Annotated in this window: 19 protein-coding genes; 17 read left to right on the forward strand and 2 right to left on the reverse strand. The window is 63.9% G+C overall.

The genetic code is table 11. The features are described 5' to 3' along the window. Nucleotides 1-29 precede the first annotated feature (29 nt). From lepB to gloA, 16 genes are all read left to right on the forward strand, one after another. Entirely contained in the window at nt 30-818 is a 789-nt protein-coding gene (gene lepB, locus HLH29_RS07590; protein ID WP_246373931.1) for a signal peptidase I, read from the forward strand. Next, complete coding sequence (gene rnc / locus HLH29_RS07595) at nt 815-1,564, forward strand: ribonuclease III (RefSeq protein ID WP_182965384.1); 750 nt, start codon at nt 815-817, stop codon at nt 1,562-1,564. Before lepB ends, rnc begins: the two co-directional genes overlap by 4 nt. A 47-nt stretch (nt 1,565-1,611) precedes the next feature. Next, on the forward strand, nt 1,612-2,505 hold the full coding sequence (era, locus tag HLH29_RS07600) for a GTPase Era (protein WP_182965386.1): 894 nt from the start codon (nt 1,612-1,614) through the stop codon (nt 2,503-2,505). A 132-nt stretch (nt 2,506-2,637) separates the two neighbouring features. Continuing rightward, entirely contained in the window at nt 2,638-3,378 is a 741-nt protein-coding gene (gene pyrH, locus HLH29_RS07605) for a UMP kinase (protein WP_182965388.1), read from the forward strand. Between the two features lie 95 nt (nt 3,379-3,473). Then, nucleotides 3,474-4,040 carry a ribosome recycling factor gene (frr, locus tag HLH29_RS07610; RefSeq protein ID WP_182965390.1) on the forward strand — a complete coding sequence of 189 codons (567 nt, stop codon included), beginning with the start codon at nt 3,474-3,476 and terminating at the stop codon, nt 4,038-4,040. 142 nt (nt 4,041-4,182) lie between these two features. Beyond that, a complete protein-coding gene (uppS, locus tag HLH29_RS07615) occupies nt 4,183-4,860 on the forward strand; it encodes a polyprenyl diphosphate synthase (RefSeq protein ID WP_220791431.1) in 678 nt (225 codons plus the stop codon). Beyond that, nucleotides 4,799-5,755, forward strand: a complete 957-nt coding sequence (locus HLH29_RS07620) for a phosphatidate cytidylyltransferase (protein ID WP_182965461.1) — start codon at nt 4,799-4,801, stop codon at nt 5,753-5,755. Before uppS ends, HLH29_RS07620 begins: the two co-directional genes overlap by 62 nt. 37 nt (nt 5,756-5,792) lie before the next feature. After that, nucleotides 5,793-6,950: a 1-deoxy-D-xylulose-5-phosphate reductoisomerase gene (gene dxr, locus HLH29_RS07625; protein ID WP_182965392.1), complete on the forward strand. Its 1,158-nt coding sequence runs from the start codon at nt 5,793-5,795 to the stop codon at nt 6,948-6,950. Between the two features lie 70 nt (nt 6,951-7,020). Then, nucleotides 7,021-8,124, forward strand: coding sequence for an RIP metalloprotease RseP (gene rseP, locus HLH29_RS07630; RefSeq protein WP_182965394.1), 1,104 nt, complete (start codon nt 7,021-7,023; stop codon nt 8,122-8,124). A gap of 292 nt (nt 8,125-8,416) precedes the next feature. Next, nucleotides 8,417-10,702, forward strand: a complete 2,286-nt coding sequence (bamA, locus tag HLH29_RS07635) for an outer membrane protein assembly factor BamA (RefSeq protein ID WP_338030200.1) — start codon at nt 8,417-8,419, stop codon at nt 10,700-10,702. 7 nt (nt 10,703-10,709) lie between these two features. Further along, on the forward strand, nt 10,710-11,609 hold the full coding sequence (locus HLH29_RS07640; RefSeq protein WP_182965396.1) for an OmpH family outer membrane protein: 900 nt from the start codon (nt 10,710-10,712) through the stop codon (nt 11,607-11,609). Between the two features lie 16 nt (nt 11,610-11,625). After that, complete coding sequence (gene lpxD / locus HLH29_RS07645) at nt 11,626-12,699, forward strand: UDP-3-O-(3-hydroxymyristoyl)glucosamine N-acyltransferase (RefSeq protein ID WP_182965398.1); 1,074 nt, start codon at nt 11,626-11,628, stop codon at nt 12,697-12,699. Nucleotides 12,700-12,791: 92 nt separating this feature from the next. After that, nucleotides 12,792-13,277 carry a 3-hydroxyacyl-ACP dehydratase FabZ gene (fabZ, locus tag HLH29_RS07650; RefSeq protein WP_182965400.1) on the forward strand — a complete coding sequence of 162 codons (486 nt, stop codon included), beginning with the start codon at nt 12,792-12,794 and terminating at the stop codon, nt 13,275-13,277. Between the two features lie 189 nt (nt 13,278-13,466). Continuing rightward, on the forward strand, nt 13,467-14,321 hold the full coding sequence (gene lpxA, locus HLH29_RS07655; protein WP_182965465.1) for an acyl-ACP--UDP-N-acetylglucosamine O-acyltransferase: 855 nt from the start codon (nt 13,467-13,469) through the stop codon (nt 14,319-14,321). 19 nt (nt 14,322-14,340) lie between these two features. Next, nucleotides 14,341-15,225 (forward strand): LpxI family protein, encoded by an 885-nt coding sequence (locus tag HLH29_RS07660; protein ID WP_182965402.1) that lies wholly within the window; start codon nt 14,341-14,343, stop codon nt 15,223-15,225. A gap of 2 nt (nt 15,226-15,227) precedes the next feature. After that, nucleotides 15,228-15,617, forward strand: a complete 390-nt coding sequence (gene gloA, locus HLH29_RS07665) for a lactoylglutathione lyase (protein WP_182965404.1) — start codon at nt 15,228-15,230, stop codon at nt 15,615-15,617. A gap of 117 nt (nt 15,618-15,734) precedes the next feature. Here gloA and HLH29_RS07670 read toward each other — a convergent pair whose 3' ends face one another. Next, nucleotides 15,735-16,118: a cupin domain-containing protein gene (locus HLH29_RS07670; RefSeq protein ID WP_408871948.1), complete on the reverse strand. Its 384-nt coding sequence runs from the start codon at nt 16,116-16,118 to the stop codon at nt 15,735-15,737. 225 nt (nt 16,119-16,343) lie between these two features. Here HLH29_RS07670 and HLH29_RS07675 point away from each other — a divergent pair, with 225 nt between their 5' ends. Continuing rightward, nucleotides 16,344-16,895, forward strand: coding sequence for a TroA family protein (locus HLH29_RS07675; RefSeq protein ID WP_182965406.1), 552 nt, complete (start codon nt 16,344-16,346; stop codon nt 16,893-16,895). Between the two features lie 22 nt (nt 16,896-16,917). Here HLH29_RS07675 and tnpC read toward each other — a convergent pair. Continuing rightward, the coding region (gene tnpC / locus HLH29_RS07680; RefSeq protein ID WP_182965408.1) for an IS66 family transposase at nt 16,918-17,590 on the reverse strand (673 nt) is incomplete at its 5' end.

The raw sequence follows: 17,590 nt of genomic DNA on the forward strand, positions 1-17,590 counted from the left end.
TCCCTATGGACGACCCGCATAAGACCCACATGTCCCCCCTCTCCTCAGGGGGTATTCTTCCGGCCTTGCGCGGCGTCTGGGACCTGGTCCGCACCATCGTCATTGCCGGCGTGCTGGCGATCGGGGTGCGCACCGTGCTGTTCGAGCCGTTCAACATTCCATCCGGATCGATGATTCCCACCTTGCAGGTCGGGGACTATCTCTGGGTCGCCAAATACAGCTACGGCTACTCCCATTTCTCGCTGCCATGGTCTCCCGATCTGTTCAGCGGGCGAATCTTCGAAAGCGTGCCTCATCGTGGCGATGTCGCGGTCTTCCGCTTCACCAGGGACACGTCGATCGACTATATCAAACGCATCGTCGGCCTGCCGGGCGACCGCGTGCAGGTCCGGGGGGGCGAGCTCTACCTCAACGACGTGCTGGTACCCCGCGTGGGCAAGGGCGATTACGTCGCGGTCGACGAGCATCGCACCCGCATGGAAGGCCAGCGCTTCCAGGAAACGCTCCCGGGCAGCGCCGGCGCACCGCCGGTCGAGCACGATATCCTGAAGCTGACAAACGAGGGATTTCAGAACGATACTCCTGTCTATGTCGTGCCGCCGGGCTATTTCTTCGCAATGGGTGACAATCGCGACGACAGCGCCGACAGCCGCTTCATGGGCGACGACCCGGAGGATCTGGGCTTCGTGCCGATGGAGAATTTGATCGGCCAGGCCAAATGGATCTTCCTGTCGCTCGACGCGCGCTATCCGGTATGGGAATTCTGGATGTGGCCGGCCGAAATCCGCTGGAACCGTCTCTTCATGGGCGTGAGATGAGCGGAGAAGGTCTTCTGGATGATGGTGCGCCGGGCGCGGACGTAGTGGCGGTCGAGGCGCGTCTGGGCTATCATTTCCGCCGAACCGACCTGCTGCGCGAGGCGCTGACCCACCGCTCGGCCGCGCACCAGCGCAGCGCCGGGTCGGGCCGCCGCAGCCGCCAGCCGGCATCGCGGCGCGGTGCCGGATCGAACGAACGGCTGGAATTCATCGGTGACCGCGTTCTGGGTCTGCTGATGGCCGAATGGCTGCTCGAGCGGTTCCCCGACGAGCAGGAAGGCGCGCTCGGACCCCGCCATGCCCATCTGGTCTCGCGCCCGGTCCTGGCCGCCATAGCCGGCGCGATGGACCTGACACAGGCCCTGGATGTGGCCGAACACGAGGCCCGCGCCGGCGTGCGGCAGATGGCCAATGTGCTGGCCGACGCGGTCGAAGCGATTCTGGGCGCGATGTATCTGGATGGCGGGCTGGAACCCGCGCGCCGTTTCGTGCGTGCGGCCTGGAACGATGCGATTATCGCCCAGGCCCGCCCGCCCAAGGACCCCAAGACCGCCTTGCAGGAATGGGTGCTGGCCCGTGGGCAGCCGCTGCCATCCTATCGGACGGTCTTGGTCGACGGGCCGTCGCATGCCCCCCGGTTCGTGATCGCAGTGACGGCCGGTGGCCAGTCAGGCGAAGGGGAGGCCGGCAGCAAGCGCGCTGCCGAAAGCGCTGCGGCGGCAGATCTGCTGCGGCGGATCGGATGACGGATTATTGTGGCGAGGGGACGACCTCGCCGGAAAGGGTAAAGAATATGACCACCCGCTGCGGCTTTGTCGCTATCGTCGGTGCGCCGAATGCCGGGAAATCGACATTGCTGAACCGGATGGCGGGGGCGAAACTCTCCATCGTCAGCCCAAAGGCGCAGACGACGCGCTTTCGCGTGCTGGGCATCCTGATGCGTGGCGCCAGCCAGATCCTGCTGGTGGACACACCTGGTATCTTCAAGCCCCGGCGCAAGCTGGACCGCGCAATGGTCGCGGCGGCGTGGACCGGGGCCGAGGACGCCGACATAACGCTGCTGCTGATCGACGCGCGTCGCGGCCTGTGTGACACGGTGCGCCCCATTGTCGAGCAGTTGGCCAAGACGCGCCGCCGAGTCTGGCTGGTGCTGAACAAGACCGACCTGGTGGACCGCCAGGCGCTGCTGCCGCTGACGGCCGAACTGTCCGGCCTGCTGGACGTTGAGCATGTCTACATGGTCAGCGCGCGCAGTGGTGACGGGGTGGACGACTTGCTGGACGCACTGGGTGCCGCGGTGCCCGAGGGACCGTACCTCTATCCCGAGGATGACCTGACCGATCTGCCGGACCGCCTGCTGGCTGCTGAACTGGTGCGCGAGCAGATCTTTCTCCAGACGCACGAAGAAGTGCCCTATGCCGCGACCGCCGAAACCGAAAGCTTCCGCGAGCAGCCCGACGGTTCGGTGCGGATCGAGGTGACGATCTATGTGGCGCGAGCGGGGCACAAGGCGATCCTGATCGGCGAGAAAGGCAGCCGTATCCGCTCGATCGGCGAGAAAGCGCGCAAGGATCTGTCTCGTCTGCTGGGCAGGACATGCCATCTGTTTCTGAACGTGAAGGAACGCGCCGGTTGGGACGAGGAGAAGGCGCGCCTGCGCGCGATCGGACTGGACGACGCCCCTTGAACCGGGAATGATTGCGGAACGACGAGCGTGCTTGTGACCGATCCTAAGGGGGGATAAGAGGATCGGCGTAAGTATGGCCCGGATGGGGGATCCCCCCGTGAGGAGCCATCATGTGAGCAATCGGGGGACCTCGTGACGGATCGTGAAGCACAAGACGTTCAGGGTTACCGCCGTGTCCTGCTGAAAATTTCGGGCGAAGCCCTGATGGGCGACGGCTCGTACGGCATCGACCCTGAAATGGTGGATACCATCGCCAGCGATGTGGCCACCGTGGCCCGTGCCGGGGTCGAGGTCTGCCTGGTGATCGGCGGCGGCAATATCTTCCGCGGTGTCGCGGCTGCCGCGCGGGGCATGGACCGCGCGCAGGGCGATTATGCCGGCATGCTGGCGACCGTGATCAACGCCCTGATGGTGCAGAACGCACTGGAGCGGCACGGCGTGCCGACCCGCGTGATGTCGGCCATCCATATGTCGTCGGTGGCGGAGCCCTATATCCGCCGGCGGGCGGTCCGCCATATGGAAAAAGGCCGTGTGGTCATTTTCGCGGCGGGAACGGGTAATCCTTTCTTTACCACCGACACGGCAGCCGCCTTGCGCGCTGCCGAAATGGAGTGCGATGCGCTGCTGAAGGGCACGCAGGTCGATGGCGTCTATTCGGCCGACCCGCGCAAGGTCGCGGACGCCACGCGCTTCGAGACGCTGACCTATCTCGACGTCCTGGCGCGCGATCTGCACGTGATGGACGCTGCGGCTATCAGTCTGGCGCGCGAAAACCGGCTGCCCATCCTCGTGTTCAATATCCATGCGCCGGGGGCGTTTCCCCAGGTGATGCGGGGTGAGGGGCTGTATACCAAGATCGTCGAGGCATCCTGACGGCTTCGCTGACCCGGCGATCACGCGGCGGGATATGATATGTTGTGACGGGTGGCCGCTCCGGCGGCTGCCCTGCTTGAGTGTGGAGGGCCATTGTGGCTGCAGATCAGAAGACACTGCTGGATGACCTTGTCCGCCGGATGGACGGCGCGCTGGACAGCCTGCGCCGCGATTTCGCGGGATTGCGGTCGGGACGGGCCAGCCCCGCCCTGATCGAACCGGTGCGGGTCGAGGCTTATGGTGGTGAGGTGCCGTTGACGCAGGTTGGGTCGATCGCGGTGCCCGAGGCCCGGATGTTGACCGTACAGGTGTGGGACCGGTCGCTGGTCGGCGCGGTAGAACGTGCGATTCGCGATAGCGGGCTTGGGCTGAACCCGGCGGCGGACGGGCAGACCGTGCGGGTGCCCATTCCGCAGTTGACCGAGGAGCGCCGAAACGATTTGGCCCGCACCGCCGGAAAATATTCCGAGAACGCGAAGATCGCGGTGCGCGGCGTGCGGCGTGACGGCATGGACCAGACGAAGACGCTCGAAAAGAAAAGCGAGATCAGCCAGGATGAGGTGAAGGTCTGGTCCGAGGCGATTCAGAAGCTGACCGACCAGTATGTGAAGCGAATCGACGACATGCTCGCGGAAAAGGAACGCGAGATCAAGCAGGTCTGACCTCGCTGTGACTGTGGGCTCCGTACCCGGCCCGGCGGCCGGGACAACAGACGCGCAGACACCTCCGACGCCCCCGCCGACTGTGGCGGGGCGCGGCAATGGCGGTGCCGTTCCGGCCCCGCCGGGGCATGTCGCATTGATCATGGACGGCAATGGGCGCTGGGCGATGGCCCGCGGGCTGCCCCGTGCTGCGGGGCATAACGCGGGTGCCGAGGCAGTGCGGCGTTGCGTCCAGGCTGCGATCAAGCGCGGAGTCCGATATCTGACATTATATGCCTTTTCCTCGGAAAACTGGCGCCGGACGCCCGACGAGGTGGCGGACCTGACATCTCTGCTCCGCTATTATCTGCGGCACAAAGTGGCTGAGCTGTCGCGCGAGGGGGTGCGGATCCGCATTATCGGCGATCTGTCGCGCTTTGACGTCGAGGTACGAGCCGAAGCAAAACGGGCAGAAGATGCAACCGCCGCAAACCGTCGGCTGACGCTGGTGCTGGCATTGTCCTATGGCGGACGGGCCGACATTATGCAGGCAGCGAAGCATGTGGCTCTGGCCGTACGTGATGGCACGCTGGACCCAGACCGGCTGGACGAGGCCCTGTTCGGGCGTTTCCTGCTCACAGCCGATCTGCCCGATCCCGATCTGATCATCCGGACCAGCGGCGAATGCCGGTTGTCCAACTTTCTGCTCTGGCAGTCGGCCTATGCCGAGTTGGTGTTTCTCGACACGCTCTGGCCGGATTTCAATGAGCAGCATTTCGATGCTGCGCTGGACATGTTCGCCCGGCGTGAAAGGCGATTCGGTGCCCGACCCACGCTCTGAGCCTCCCGCCATTCCAAGTGGGGGTAGGAACTGGAAGGACCTTCGTGCCCGTCTGATTTCTGCCGCCGTGCTGGTCCCCATGGCTGCGCTATGCATATGGGCGGGAGGAACTGCTTATGCCGTGCTTGTCCTGCTGGCCACGGCTGGCATGGCGGTGGAGTGGGGGCGCCTGTTCGGGTTGCACGCCTGGTCCTGGCGCGGCGCGCTGTATGTCGCCTGGCCGGTTGCCGCCATGGCGGCGGCGTTGGACGGACATTGGCTGGAGGCCTTCCTGGTCATTGGCGGAGCGTTCGTATTTGGTCCGGCGCTGTGGAGCGGCCAGGTAGTGATCGGCTGTGCAGGGCTGGCACTGCTGTGGCTGCGGCTGATGACAGTGCCGGGTGCCGGTGTCGTGCTGTTCGTCATCACCTGTGTCGCTATCAGCGACAGCGGGGCCTATCTGATCGGCCGCCTGATCGGCGGGCCCAAGCTGGCGCCTGCGATCTCGCCGGCCAAGACATGGTCCGGATCGTTGGGAGGGCTGGCCAGCGCCATGGTGGCCGGTGGATTGGTCTGCGGGCTGGTGTCCGGACCCGATGCGTGGGGGCGCGGGGTGGCGTTCGGCGCGTTGATGGCTGTCGCGGCCCAGATTGGCGACCTGGCGGAAAGCGCGTTGAAGCGGGCGCGTGGGGTTAAGGATTCCGGCGCGATTATTCCAGGGCATGGTGGGTTGCTCGATCGTTTCGACGGGCTGCTGGTCGCAGCACCGCTGGCTGCCCTGCTGTCTCTGGGGGCGGCGGGTGGCGGGGCGTTCTGGTATGTGACGCCCGCCGGTCTGGTTTCGGCCCTGTTCGCGGCGTACGCGGATGCAGTACCGCACGTGCTGGACGGCGGGCGTACGATCGGATTGGGATGATGGCGTGTCGACGCCGAACGGCAGGGAAGAAAGAAGCATGAAGTCAGTCACCGTTCTGGGCAGCACCGGTAGTATTGGGTGCTCCACGGTCGATCTGCTGTTGCAGGCACCGGAGCGTTTTCGCGCTGTCGCTCTGGTCGGCGGGCGCAATGTCCAGCGCCTGGCCGAGCAGGCCCGGGCATTGCGGGCCGAGCATGCCGTCATCGCTGACGAGGCCTGCCTGCCGGAACTGCGCACATTGCTGGACGGTACGGGCATTGCGGCGTCAGGTGGTCGCCAGGCGGTGATTGAAGCCGCTGCGCAACCGGTGGACTGGACCATGGCCGCTATCACCGGGGCGATCGGGCTTGAGCCCACGCTGGCGGCGGTAAAGAACGGTGGTTCCGTCGCACTGGCAAACAAGGAAGCCCTTGTCTGCGCGGGTGACGTCATGCTGCGGGCGGTGGAGCTGGCCGGTGCCACGTTGCTGCCGGTCGATTCCGAACATAACGCGATCTTCCAGTCGATGGCCGACCGTCAGGTCTTTGAAGTGGAGAAGATCGTGTTGACCGCCTCGGGCGGGCCATTCCGCCAGTCCACGCTTGCCGAGATGGAAAAGGCGACGCTGGAAGCGGCGCTGAAGCATCCGACATGGACGATGGGCGCCAAGATCACCATCGATTCGGCCACCATGTTCAACAAGGGGCTGGAAGTGATCGAGGCGGCGCGCCTGTTTGCGCTAACCGAGGACCGGATCGGCGTCGTGGTACATCCGCAATCGGTGGTGCATGGCCTGGTCCAATACAGCGACGGCAGCATCGTGGCGCAGATGGGATCGGCCGATATGCGTATCCCGATTGCCCATACCCTGGCCTGGCCGGCACGCATGGCGACGAACTCGCCCCGCCTGGATCTGGCGGCGTTGGGACGGATGGACTTCGAGGAGCCCGACGAGGTGCGCTTTCCCGCACTGCGGTTGGCGCGTGAATCCTTGCGCGCGGGCGGTGCCGTCCCCACTATTTTGTCGGCGGCAAACGAGATTGCGGTCGAGGCGTTCCTGGGTGGCTCCATCGGGTTCCTCGACATCGCGCGGGTGGTCGAGGATGTAATGCGGGTTCTTGGACGCCAGAGTGCCGATTCGTTGGAGGAGGTGCTGCATTGGGACGAGGAATCCCGTCGCGCGGCACGCCTGCGCACGACATCGCTTGCTGCCTGACTCATGCCCGGGCTCGTGTGTCCCGGGGATACGGAGCGGCAATATCGTTATGAGGAGCTGACCCATCACTATGCCCGAGCTGCTTCGGACCCTTCTGGCCTTTGCCCTCGTTTTGGGTGTCTTGGTCTTCATTCACGAACTGGGCCACTATCTGGCCGCCCGCTGGCGGGGAGTGCATGTCGAAGTCTTCTCGATCGGCTTCGGGCGGCCCCTGCTGCGCTGGCATGACCGGGTGGGAACCGAATGGCGGCTCTGTCCCGTTCCACTGGGCGGATACGTTAAGCCGCACGGGTTCGAAGGGCCGGAAGAAGCGACGCCGGAGCAGATGGCCGCTTGGCTGCCGGGGCGCACCTTTCATGACAAGCCGGTATTGTCCAGGGCGATCGTGATTGCCGCCGGGCCGGTGTTCAATTTTCTTCTGGCCATCGTTCTGTTCGCCGGCCTGTTCATGGCGACGGGACGGCCGGAGATTCGCGACGTCGTGGGTCAGGTCGTGCCGGGCAGTGCGGCGGAGGCGGCCGGGGTGAAGCCGGAGGACGTGATCGTACGCATAGGCGCTCATGCGGTCTCCGACGTCGCAGATATCCAGGCCCGCATCACCGCGGAGCCAGGTGCGCACACCGAACTGGGCGTCCGGCGAGGTGATCAGGTGGTGGCATTGCCGGTGACCGTCGGAATTGTGATGGACAAGAACGGCGGCCGGACTGGCCAGCTTGGGGTGATGTTCACAGCGACGATCGGCAAGCCGATGGCGCCACTAGCGGCGCTTGGCGCGGCCGTGCAGGAGACGTGGCGCCTGACGGTTCAGACGCTGGATGGGCTGTGGCAGATGCTGACTGGCCAGCATAGCGCGAAGGATCTCGGCGGACCACTGCGCATCGCGCAGATGTCGGGGCAGGTCGCGCAATATGGGGTGGCGAGCCTAGTGTCGTTCATGGCGCTTCTGTCGGTCAATCTGGGTCTGATCAACCTGTTCCCGATTCCCGTGCTGGATGGCGGGAGGCTGGTGTTCTACGGGCTGGAGGCTCTGCTCGGCCGCCCAGTTTCGCGCCGGGTACGCGATATCAGTTTTCAGGCGGGGTTTGCGGTCATCGCGGGATTGTTTCTGTTTTCTACATTTAATGATCTGTCCCATTTCGGCCTGTTTCGCTGGGTTGCGTCGCTGAGCGGTTGACGCCTCTGCATGTTGCGACATGCGGGCGCTTGCGCGAGGGGGGGGATTTCGGATACGTCCGCCAAGCGGATATGATCGATCTCGTGCCCGGCGACTCTGTTCGCGCGGCGTGGCGTCGGGGTTCGCGGAGCGTCTGGTTTGGGGGAAGCCGAATTTGCCGACTAAACGTTCAACGCTTCTTGCGTCGGTTTGCCTCGTGCCGTTGTTTTTTGCCGGGACCGCCGAGGCTCGGCGCGGCGTTGCCGCGGCAGGTCATTCCTCGGCGACGCAATCGGCCCGGTCCGGTGGCGTCATCGAATCCATCCAGGTCACCGGCAACGACCGGATCGAGACCAGTACCGTCCTGTCCTATATGGTGGTGCAGCCGGGGGACCCGTTCAATCAGGACGAGCTCGATCGTTCGCTGAAGACGCTGTACGCTACGGGTCTCTTCCGCGACGTGACGCTGCATCGCGCCGGTAACGTGCTTCAGGTGCGCCTGGCCGAGAATCCGATTGTCAATCGCATCGTCTTCGAGGGCAATCACGCTGCGAAGGACGAGGATTTGCGCAAGGTGATTTCGCTGCGGCCGCGCGCTGTGTTCTCGACCCAGATCACAGCGGCTGATCGTCAGAAGATCCTGGAGGTGTATGCAGGCAAGGCTCGCTATGCCGCGACTGTGACACCTCAGATCATCCGCTTGGCCCATAACCGGGTCGATGTGGTCTTCCTGATCAACGAAGCCCAGCAGACCCTGATCCACAAGATCTCATTCGTCGGCAACAAGGCGTTTAGCGAAGCCCGGTTGGCACAGGTCATTTCGTCGAAAGAAACGGCTTGGTACCGATTCTTCGCGTCCTCCGACGAATATAACCCCGAGCGTATTCGCTACGATTCGGAGCTGCTGCGCCGGTTTTATCTGCGCAACGGATTCGTCGATTTCCAGGTGCGCAACCAGACGGGCGAGCTGTCTCCGGACCGCAAGTCCTTCTACGTGACCTTTACGGTGGACGAAGGGCCCCGCTACCGGCTGGGCAAGGTGAACATCCGTTCGTCACTGAAACATGTCAGTGCGGCGTCGATGCGCAAATATATCGAGTTGTTTGCGAATCAGTGGTACGATGGCAGCGCAGTGCAGCATAACGCCACCGACATGCAGGAAATCCTGCAGGGGCAGGGTTATCCGTTCGCCATGGTGCGGCCTGAAATCGCCCGAAACCCCGAACGTCACGTTGTGGACCTGCTGTTCGATGTCAGCGAAGGGCCGCGCGCTTATGTCGAGCGGATCGACATCAACGGCAACACGATCACGCAGGATGCCGTGATCCGTCGCCAACTCCCAATGTCCGAAGGCGACCCGTACACGCCCACCGAACGGAAATACGCCAAGGCGATCCTGCAGGATCTTGGCTTCTTCAGCACCGTTTCGGTTGATCAGACCACCGGCTCCGCCCCGGACCGGACGAACGTGGCGATCAATGTTGTTGAGAAGCCGACAGGCGAATTCTCGCTGGGCGGCGGTTATTCGACCGATGTGGGTATTCTGGGCAATATCGGCCTGAAGCAGCATAATCTGTTGGGGTCGGGCGTCGATGCCGGCATTTCAGGTACGATGGCATATTACCAGAGGCAGGCAGATATATCGGTCAGCGACCCGTATTTTCTTAACCGCAACCTAGTGGCCGGCGTCGACCTGTTCGTCATCGAAAACAATTACCAGACCTATCAGAACTATTCGGAAGGGCGGTACGGCATCACGCTACGGATGGGGTATGCCTATACCAACCGCCTGTCCCAATCGTGGAGCTACACGCTGACGGATCGTCATGTCGACAATGCTTACAACGACGCGTCGTGGTACATTCTGGACCAGACTGGCTGGTCGCTACTCTCGCAGCTCAGCACCACCCTGACCTACGACACGCGTGACAACCGGATGCAGCCGCATAGCGGCTACGTGGTGCGGCTCGGCGGTGATTTCGCCGGTCTGGGCGGCAATGAGCGTTACGTGCGCGGCAAGGTGGATCTCGGCTACTATATTCCGATGGATGACCTGACGGGCAACCATGATTGGACGCTGGCACTAACGGCTGGCGCGGGTGAGATCGCCAACTGGGGTGGCGGCCGCAGCGACATCATCGATAACTTCTATCTGGGCGGTAACACGCTGCGCGGTTTTCTGGACGGTGGTGCCGGGCCGCGCAGCATGGGTATCCCTGCCTATACGTGGAACGGCCAGTCCTATGCGATGCATTCGCAGGAGGATTTCATCGGTGGCCGCTTCCTCTACACCGCCTCTGCCACCCTTAATTTCCCGATGCCGTTCGGGGCCGATATGGGGATTCGCGGCCGCTATTTCGTTGATATGGGTGGGTTGGACGGGCTGCGTGTGTCGCGGCGCTATACATCTTATCCGCAGGACATGCCCCGTTACACGCCTGTTTATGGCGACACACTAACGCCCCGCGTCAGTACCGGTGTCGGCTTTGCGTGGAAAAGCCCGTTTGGCCTGATCAATATCGACCTTGGTATTCCGGTCCTGAAGCAGAAACATGACCGGACCCAATTGTTCCGCTTCGGCTTCGGCCAGCAATTCTGAGGTGACAATGCTTCGTTCACGTGGCGTATCCGCTTTGATCGCGGCCGTCGTGCTGTCATGCGCCGGCACCTCCTGTGTTCCGGCCTGGGCGCAGGGAGCCGCGCCCGCCGGCGGAAATGCCGGCTGGTTCGTGCCCAAGACCGCCCAGCCGGCGCCGGCGGCTTCCGCCCCTCGTGGCCCGGCGCGTACGGCCCCCGTCCCCATGCCTGCGGCTCCCGCCGATGGTGATGAGACCCAGTCCCAGACCCCGCCTGTGCTGCCGCTGCCGCCCGTGCCGCCGTCGCCCGATATTCCGCGCGGCGTCGCCCCGCCGGTGCCGGTGATCGGCGTGATCAGCGTGCCTGACGTGATGCGTCTGTCGACCGCCGCGCAGCAGGCCGAGCGCGTGCTCGGCAGCCGGCGCGACGAACTGGCGCGCGACGCGCAGAAGGAGCAGGCTGGCTGGCGGGACGAGCAGCAGAAGCTGCAGGCCCAGGCGAAGAACATGGCCTCGGACCAAATCCAGCAACGTGAGCGCCACTTGCAGGAGCGTGTGATCAGCGCCCAACGTGACTTCCGCAACCGCAACCGGATCGTCCAGGAAGCGGCCCAGGTCTCGCTGGGGCAGATCGAGCGCGAGCTAGTCCAGATCATCCGTCAGGTTGCGAGCAGCCGGGGGATGAATCTGGTCCTGCATCGTGAACAGGTGGCCTTGAGCCAAGATGGGCTGGACATCACCCAGCAGGTCGCCGACCAACTGAACAAGGTGCTGCCGACGGTGTTCATCCCGGCGGCGAATGTTGATCCGGAAGTGCTGGCGAAGTCGGGCACGATGCCGACCACTGCCGATGTCGAACGCCAGCAGCAGGAAGCTCCCGCCCCGGTGGTGGCCCCTGCTGCGGTCGCCCCCGCGGCGGCGCATCACTGAGCGGGAGCGGCACGCGATGGAAGGGCAGGTCGGCACCGCCCTGCCGGGTGACGGGCGGTTCTTCGAGCGGAGCGGCCCATTTCCGCTCCAGAAGCTTGCGGAATGCGCCGGTGCGCGAACCGTGGGGGATGAGGGCACCGATCCAGACACGCTATATGCTGGCATAGCGCCGCTGCAATCCGCCGGCCCGCAGGATGTCAGTTTTCTGGACAACCGGCGCTATGCGCCGTTGCTGGAGCAGACGCGGGCCGGCGTGGTGCTTCTGGCCCCTGCTTTCGTTGATCGGCTTCCCAAAGGGACGATCGGTCTGGTCTGCCAGACGCCCTATCTGGCCTGGGCGCGGGTGGCCAGCCTGTTCCATCCGTTGCCGGCCGTGGTGCCGGGCATTCATCCGACCGCCCTAATCGGCGTGGGCGCCGTCATTGATCCTTCGGCGCAAATCGGTCCCTTCGTGGTGATCGGGGCGGGGGCGTCCGTCGGGGCGGGAACCCGCATCGATTCGCATGCAGTGATCGGCGACGGGGTGCAGATCGGCGCACGTTGCCGGATCGGCGCTCAGGCCTGCGTGTCGCACGCTCTTCTGGGCGATCGAGTGACGCTGCTGGCCGGAGTGCGGGTTGGTCAGGAAGGGTTCGGGTTCGCAGTCGGCCCCGACGGTTTCGAGACCGTTCCCCAACTAGGGCGTGTGATCCTGGAAGACGGGGTGGAAGTTGGAGCGAACTCCGCTATCGACCGGGGATCGTCACAGGACACTGTGATCGGCGCGGGCTCGCGGCTCGACAATCTGGTGCAGATTGGCCATAATGCCCGCTTGGGGCGCTGTTGTATCGTGGTTTCCCAGGCTGGGATATCAGGGTCTACGGAACTTGGCGATTTCGTTACCGTTGCTGCCCAAGCCGGCCTGATCGGCCATATTCGTATTGGCGCCAAGGCCCGGATCGGGGCGCAATGTGGCGTGATGTCGGATGTGGACGCGGGGGCTGATGTGATCGGCAGCCCTGCGATGCCATTCCGGGAATTCTTCCGGAATGTGGCGGTGTTGCGGCGTCTGGCAAAAAAGGCGCCGCGCGAGGGAGGAGGCGAGGCCTGAGACAGCAGGCCCCCGGAATTTAACCGGGACAGGTGGGTGCTCGTATGAAAAGGCGCGTGGACCTGCAGTCCTGAGCAAAATGGTCGGACGACGTGAATAAAGAAGTAGAGGTTCCCGCGGTGGGCGACAGCCCGACCAGTATCGAATCGATTGACGTGATGCGGATCATGGAGGCGATTCCCCATCGCTATCCGTTCCTGCTGATCGACCGAATGGTCGATATCGTGCTGGGGTCTTCGGCGGTCGGCATCAAGAACGTCACGGCCAGTGAACCGCATTTCCAGGGGCATTTTCCGTCACGCCCCGTGATGCCCGGCGTGCTGATCATTGAGGCGATGGCGCAGACAGCGGCGACTTTGGTCGTGCTGACCCTGGGGACGGCTTTTGAGGGCAAGCTGGTCTATTTCATGACCATCGACGGAGCCAAGTTCCGGCGCCCGGTGGAACCCGGCGATCAGCTGCGAATCCATGTCGAGAAGGAGCGCAGCCGTGCCAATGTCTGGAAATTCAAGGGCGTTGCGCGCGTGGACGGCGTATCCGTGGCCGAGGCGACGTTCAGCGCGATGATCATGGGCTGAAGCCGCCTCAGGATCGGATTGAAACGTTCTGTTGCGGGGCGGCAGTTCCTCGCCAGCGAAAAATGCGATATCTGGTATGATGGCGCGGCAACCCCTCTGGGATTGCCGCGCCATGTGTGAATACCGGCATGCAAACGGTTCCGGGGCCGGACCCTGCCATGGGAGAGCATATTGACCGATTTGGCACAGATGGACTCCGTAAGCCGGGCCGCTGAGATTCATCCCTCCTCGATCGTCGCCGACGGGGCCCGGATCGGACAAGGGGTCCGGATTGGTCCTTGGTGTTCGATCGGTCCGGACGTGGTGATCGAGGATGGCGTCCACCTGATCGCCAACGTGATCGTCGACGGCCATACGCGGATCGGCGCTGGCGTCGTCTGCTATCCTTTTACAACGATCGGTATGGCGCCCCAGGACCTGAAATACCGGGGCGAGCCCACGCGTTGCATCATTGGGACGCGGACGGTGATACGCGAGCATGTGACGATCCATCGCGGCACGGCGACTGGCAGCGGCGTGACGCGGGTGGGTGACGATTGCCTGATCATGGCGAATTCTCACGTTGCGCATGACTGCACGCTGGGGAACAGCGTGATCATCGTGAATAACGTCGTTATGGGTGGCCATGTCACGATCGACGACCAAGCGCGGATCATGGGAGCGGCGGCGCTGCATCAGTTCGTGCGAATCGGCCGCGCGGCGCTGGTCGGTGGCGTGTGCGGCGTCGAGGCCGATGTTATCCCCTATGGCAGCGTACTGGGAAATCGTGCCCGGCTGGTGGGGCTGCATTGGATCTGGCTGAAGCGTAATGGCGTGCAGGCCGATGAGATGCATCGCCTGCGCCGTGCGTTCCGCGCTCTTTATCCTCGTGCGATGGAAGAGGAATCGACCGCGTTCAGCAGACGTTTGGCCGCGGTGCGGGCGGAATATGGCGATGAGCCCAAGGTGGCCGAGATCTTGGCCTTCATCGAGGCCCCTAGCCATCGCGGGCTGGTGCGCGTGGCTGGTGGTGGCGCGGCATCGATCGAATCGGACGGTGTCTAGGGGGGGGGCCGTCTTCGGTATGATTATCGGCGGCGGTCCGCGCCTGGTCGGAGATTGTGTGGGCATTCTGGCCGGTGGTGGGCCACTGCCCGGCCAGGTGGCGCGAGCCGTTGAGGCGCTAGGGTTCCGTGTTTTTATCATCGGGTTCCAGGATTTCGTCGAACCGCGCGTGATCGACTCCTGGCCGCATCGATATATCCGGCTGGCTGCTGCCGGCGAGATCCTGTCTTGTCTGCGGGCGGAAGGGTGCCGGGATCTGGTCATGATCGGACCGGTGCGCCGGCCGTCTTTTTCCGATCTGCGCCCGGATGCGGCAGGTGCGCGGATTATGGCGCGAATCGGGCGTGCGCTGTTCTCGGGCGATGATGGACTGCTGGCAGCGATCGTGCGCGTGCTGGCGGAAGAGGGATTTACTATTCACGGTGCTCATGAATTCCTCTCCGGTTCGGTCGGGCGTTCCGGCGTGCTGGGGCAGCATCGGCCCGATGCTGGAGCTCTGGCCGACATCCAGCGCGGGCAGGATGTGGTCGAGGCGATCGGGCAACTGGATATCGGACAGGGCTGCGTGGTGCAGGATGGGCTGGTGCTAGCCGTCGAGGCGATGGAGGGCACCGACCGGATGCTGCTGCGGGCCGGGGAATGCCGGCAAGCAGGCCGGCCGGGCGGTGTTCTGGTTAAAATGCTCAAACCCGGGCAGGATCGCCGCGCCGATCTGCCGACGATCGGGCCGGATACCGTCCGGTGCGCGATGGAGGTCGGATTGCGTGGCATCGCCTTTCAGGCCGGTGCCACTCTGATAACCGATCCGGTTGCCTGCATTGCCGCCGCCGATGAGGCTGGTCTGTTCCTGATCGGGATCGGTGACCGGGCGGCGGGCATGCCAGCCGCCAGAACAGGAGAATGACGATGGCTTCTTATCTGCACACGATGGTGCGTGTCCGCAATCTGGATGCCAGCATTGCTTTCTACAAGCTGCTGGGTATGCATGAACTGCGTCGGCGCGAAGTGCCCGAGGGCGAATATACTCTGGTCTTCATCGGCTATGCCGATAACGCGGCCGGCCAGGCGGAAATCGAGCTGACCTATAATTGGGGCAAGGATGACGGCTACGAGGTCGGAACCGGATTTGGCCATTTTGCAGTTGGTGTGCCCGACGTGGCGGCGATGGTCGAGGCTGTGCGGGCTGGTGGCGGCACGGTGACGCGCGAGGCGGGGCCGGTGAAATTCGGCACCACCATCATCGCCTTTGTCGAAGACCCCGATGGGTACAAGATCGAACTGATCCAGCGCCCCTGATCGGGTGTTTCTAAGCGCGGGCTGGCGAGAATCCGGCGCGCGTTTCTTGTGCTTCGCTGATCGCGGCCCCTATGACCGTTCCCGCTGAGGCTGGGAAGCACGCGCCGGGCGCGTTGCTCAATATTCCGGTAATTGGCCCTTCACGGGCACCGAGGTCGGAACGCCTGGTGTGCCGGCGTAAGTGATCAGCAGGACCGTTTGCGTGTCGCCGGCCTGTCCGTGGTGGACATCGTCGACCGATTCTCCGAACGCTTCACCGGCATGATAGACGTGCGACTTGCCGCTTTCCCGGTCGGTGATGGTCAGCGCACCTTCCAGCACATACACCGCATTGGGGATCGGGTGCTTGTGCCACGGCAGCGCCGAGTGGCCGGGAATTGTCAGCCGGATCATCGTCAGTTCCGGCTGTGCCGTCGGATAATGCGTGTAGGGCACGCCATTCCAGGAATGATCGGTCTGCAACAGGATGTCGCGATGGCCTGAGGCCACGGTTTGGGCCATTGCCGATGGCGCGATTGCTGCGGCCGATAGAGAGGCGGCAATCAGGGCCGTGCGGATTGAGATCATCATGGCTCGTCCTCCTTGTCGGCCGAGGGTGATACAGGACGGTCGCCCATGTTCATGAAAAGATAGTTTAAGGTTCAGGCGCGCGACGGCCGCGCGTGAAGGCGGGGGTGACGGATATATCTGACGGGATATAGTCCCTTGTCGAATAGAGGGCCGGGCATGAGACGATACGATCCACGCGCCACCATGGGGATTCTTGCGGCCGTTTCCTGCATTGTCTGGCCCGCCATCGGGCAGGGACGAGCGGTGGTGGATATGGCGGGACAAAGCGTGGCCGTTCCAGGTCACCCGGCCCGGATCGCGGATCTGTGGTTCGCGCACAATGCCGTGACCATCATGCTGGGTGCGGCTGGCCGGATTGTCGTGACCAATGACCGGCCGACGACGCGGCCCTGGATGTATCGTGTAGCGCCGGATCTGTATCGGGCGGCCGGGGTGATGGGGGCCGTGCCGAATGTGGAGATGCTGCGCCATGCCGGGGTGGATGTGGCGTTCGTCTCCAGCGGTTCGCCAGCTCTGGAACCGATGCGGCGGATCGGGTTGCCGGTGGTGCAGGTGGGATTCACCAATGAAGCCTCATTGCGGAGAGCAGTGGCGCTGACGGCGGAGGTGCTGGGTGATCCGCGCGCGCATGAGATTGCCGGGCGCTATGTGGCCAAGCTGGATGCGATGCGGGACCGGGTTGCGGCGGCCGTTGCAGACATACCGTAACCGGCCGCTCAAGGCCGCATAATCACGCAGCCTGTTTGTGAGTTGTCGGCATGGGCCGCCAATTCCATGGCAGCAGTTCGTGGAGGCGGTTGATCTTATGATCGTTGATCCGGGCGATGACGTCGGCGAGGTAATCGTGGGGGTTGAGGCCGGAGAGCTTGGCGCTTTCGATAATTGTCATGGCGTCGGCGATGTTGTCTCCGCCGGCGTCGGAGCCGGCAAAGAGATAATTCTTCCTGCCGATGCAGACCGGCCGCACGGCGCGTTCGGCGGCGTTATTGTCGATGGCGACGCGGCCGTCTTCGAGGAACAGGGTAAAGGCGGCCCAGCGATTGAGTGCGTAGCGGATGGCCTTGGCCAGTTCACCCTTGCCGGGGATGCGGGCGAGTTGAGCCTGGCACCAGGCGTGGAAGTCGTCGACACGGGTCCGGCTTTCTTTCTGACGGATGGCCAGGCGCTGTTCGGCGGGCCGCCCCATGATCTGGCGCTCGATATCGTAAAGCGCGCCGATCTGGTCGAGCGCTTCCTTCGCCAGTGCGGACCCGCTGCCCTTCCAGACATCGTGGAAATCGCGCCGCAAATGAGCCCAGCAGGCGGCTTCACGGACGCGCACGGCGCCACGCGCATCGGGCTTGTAAAGTTCCTTGAAGCCTGCGTAGGCATCCGCCTGGAGAATGCCGGAGAAGTTCGCCAGA

The organism is Gluconacetobacter tumulicola, from assembly GCF_014174215.1.
GTDB classification, from domain to species: domain Bacteria; phylum Pseudomonadota; class Alphaproteobacteria; order Acetobacterales; family Acetobacteraceae; genus Gluconacetobacter; species Gluconacetobacter tumulicola.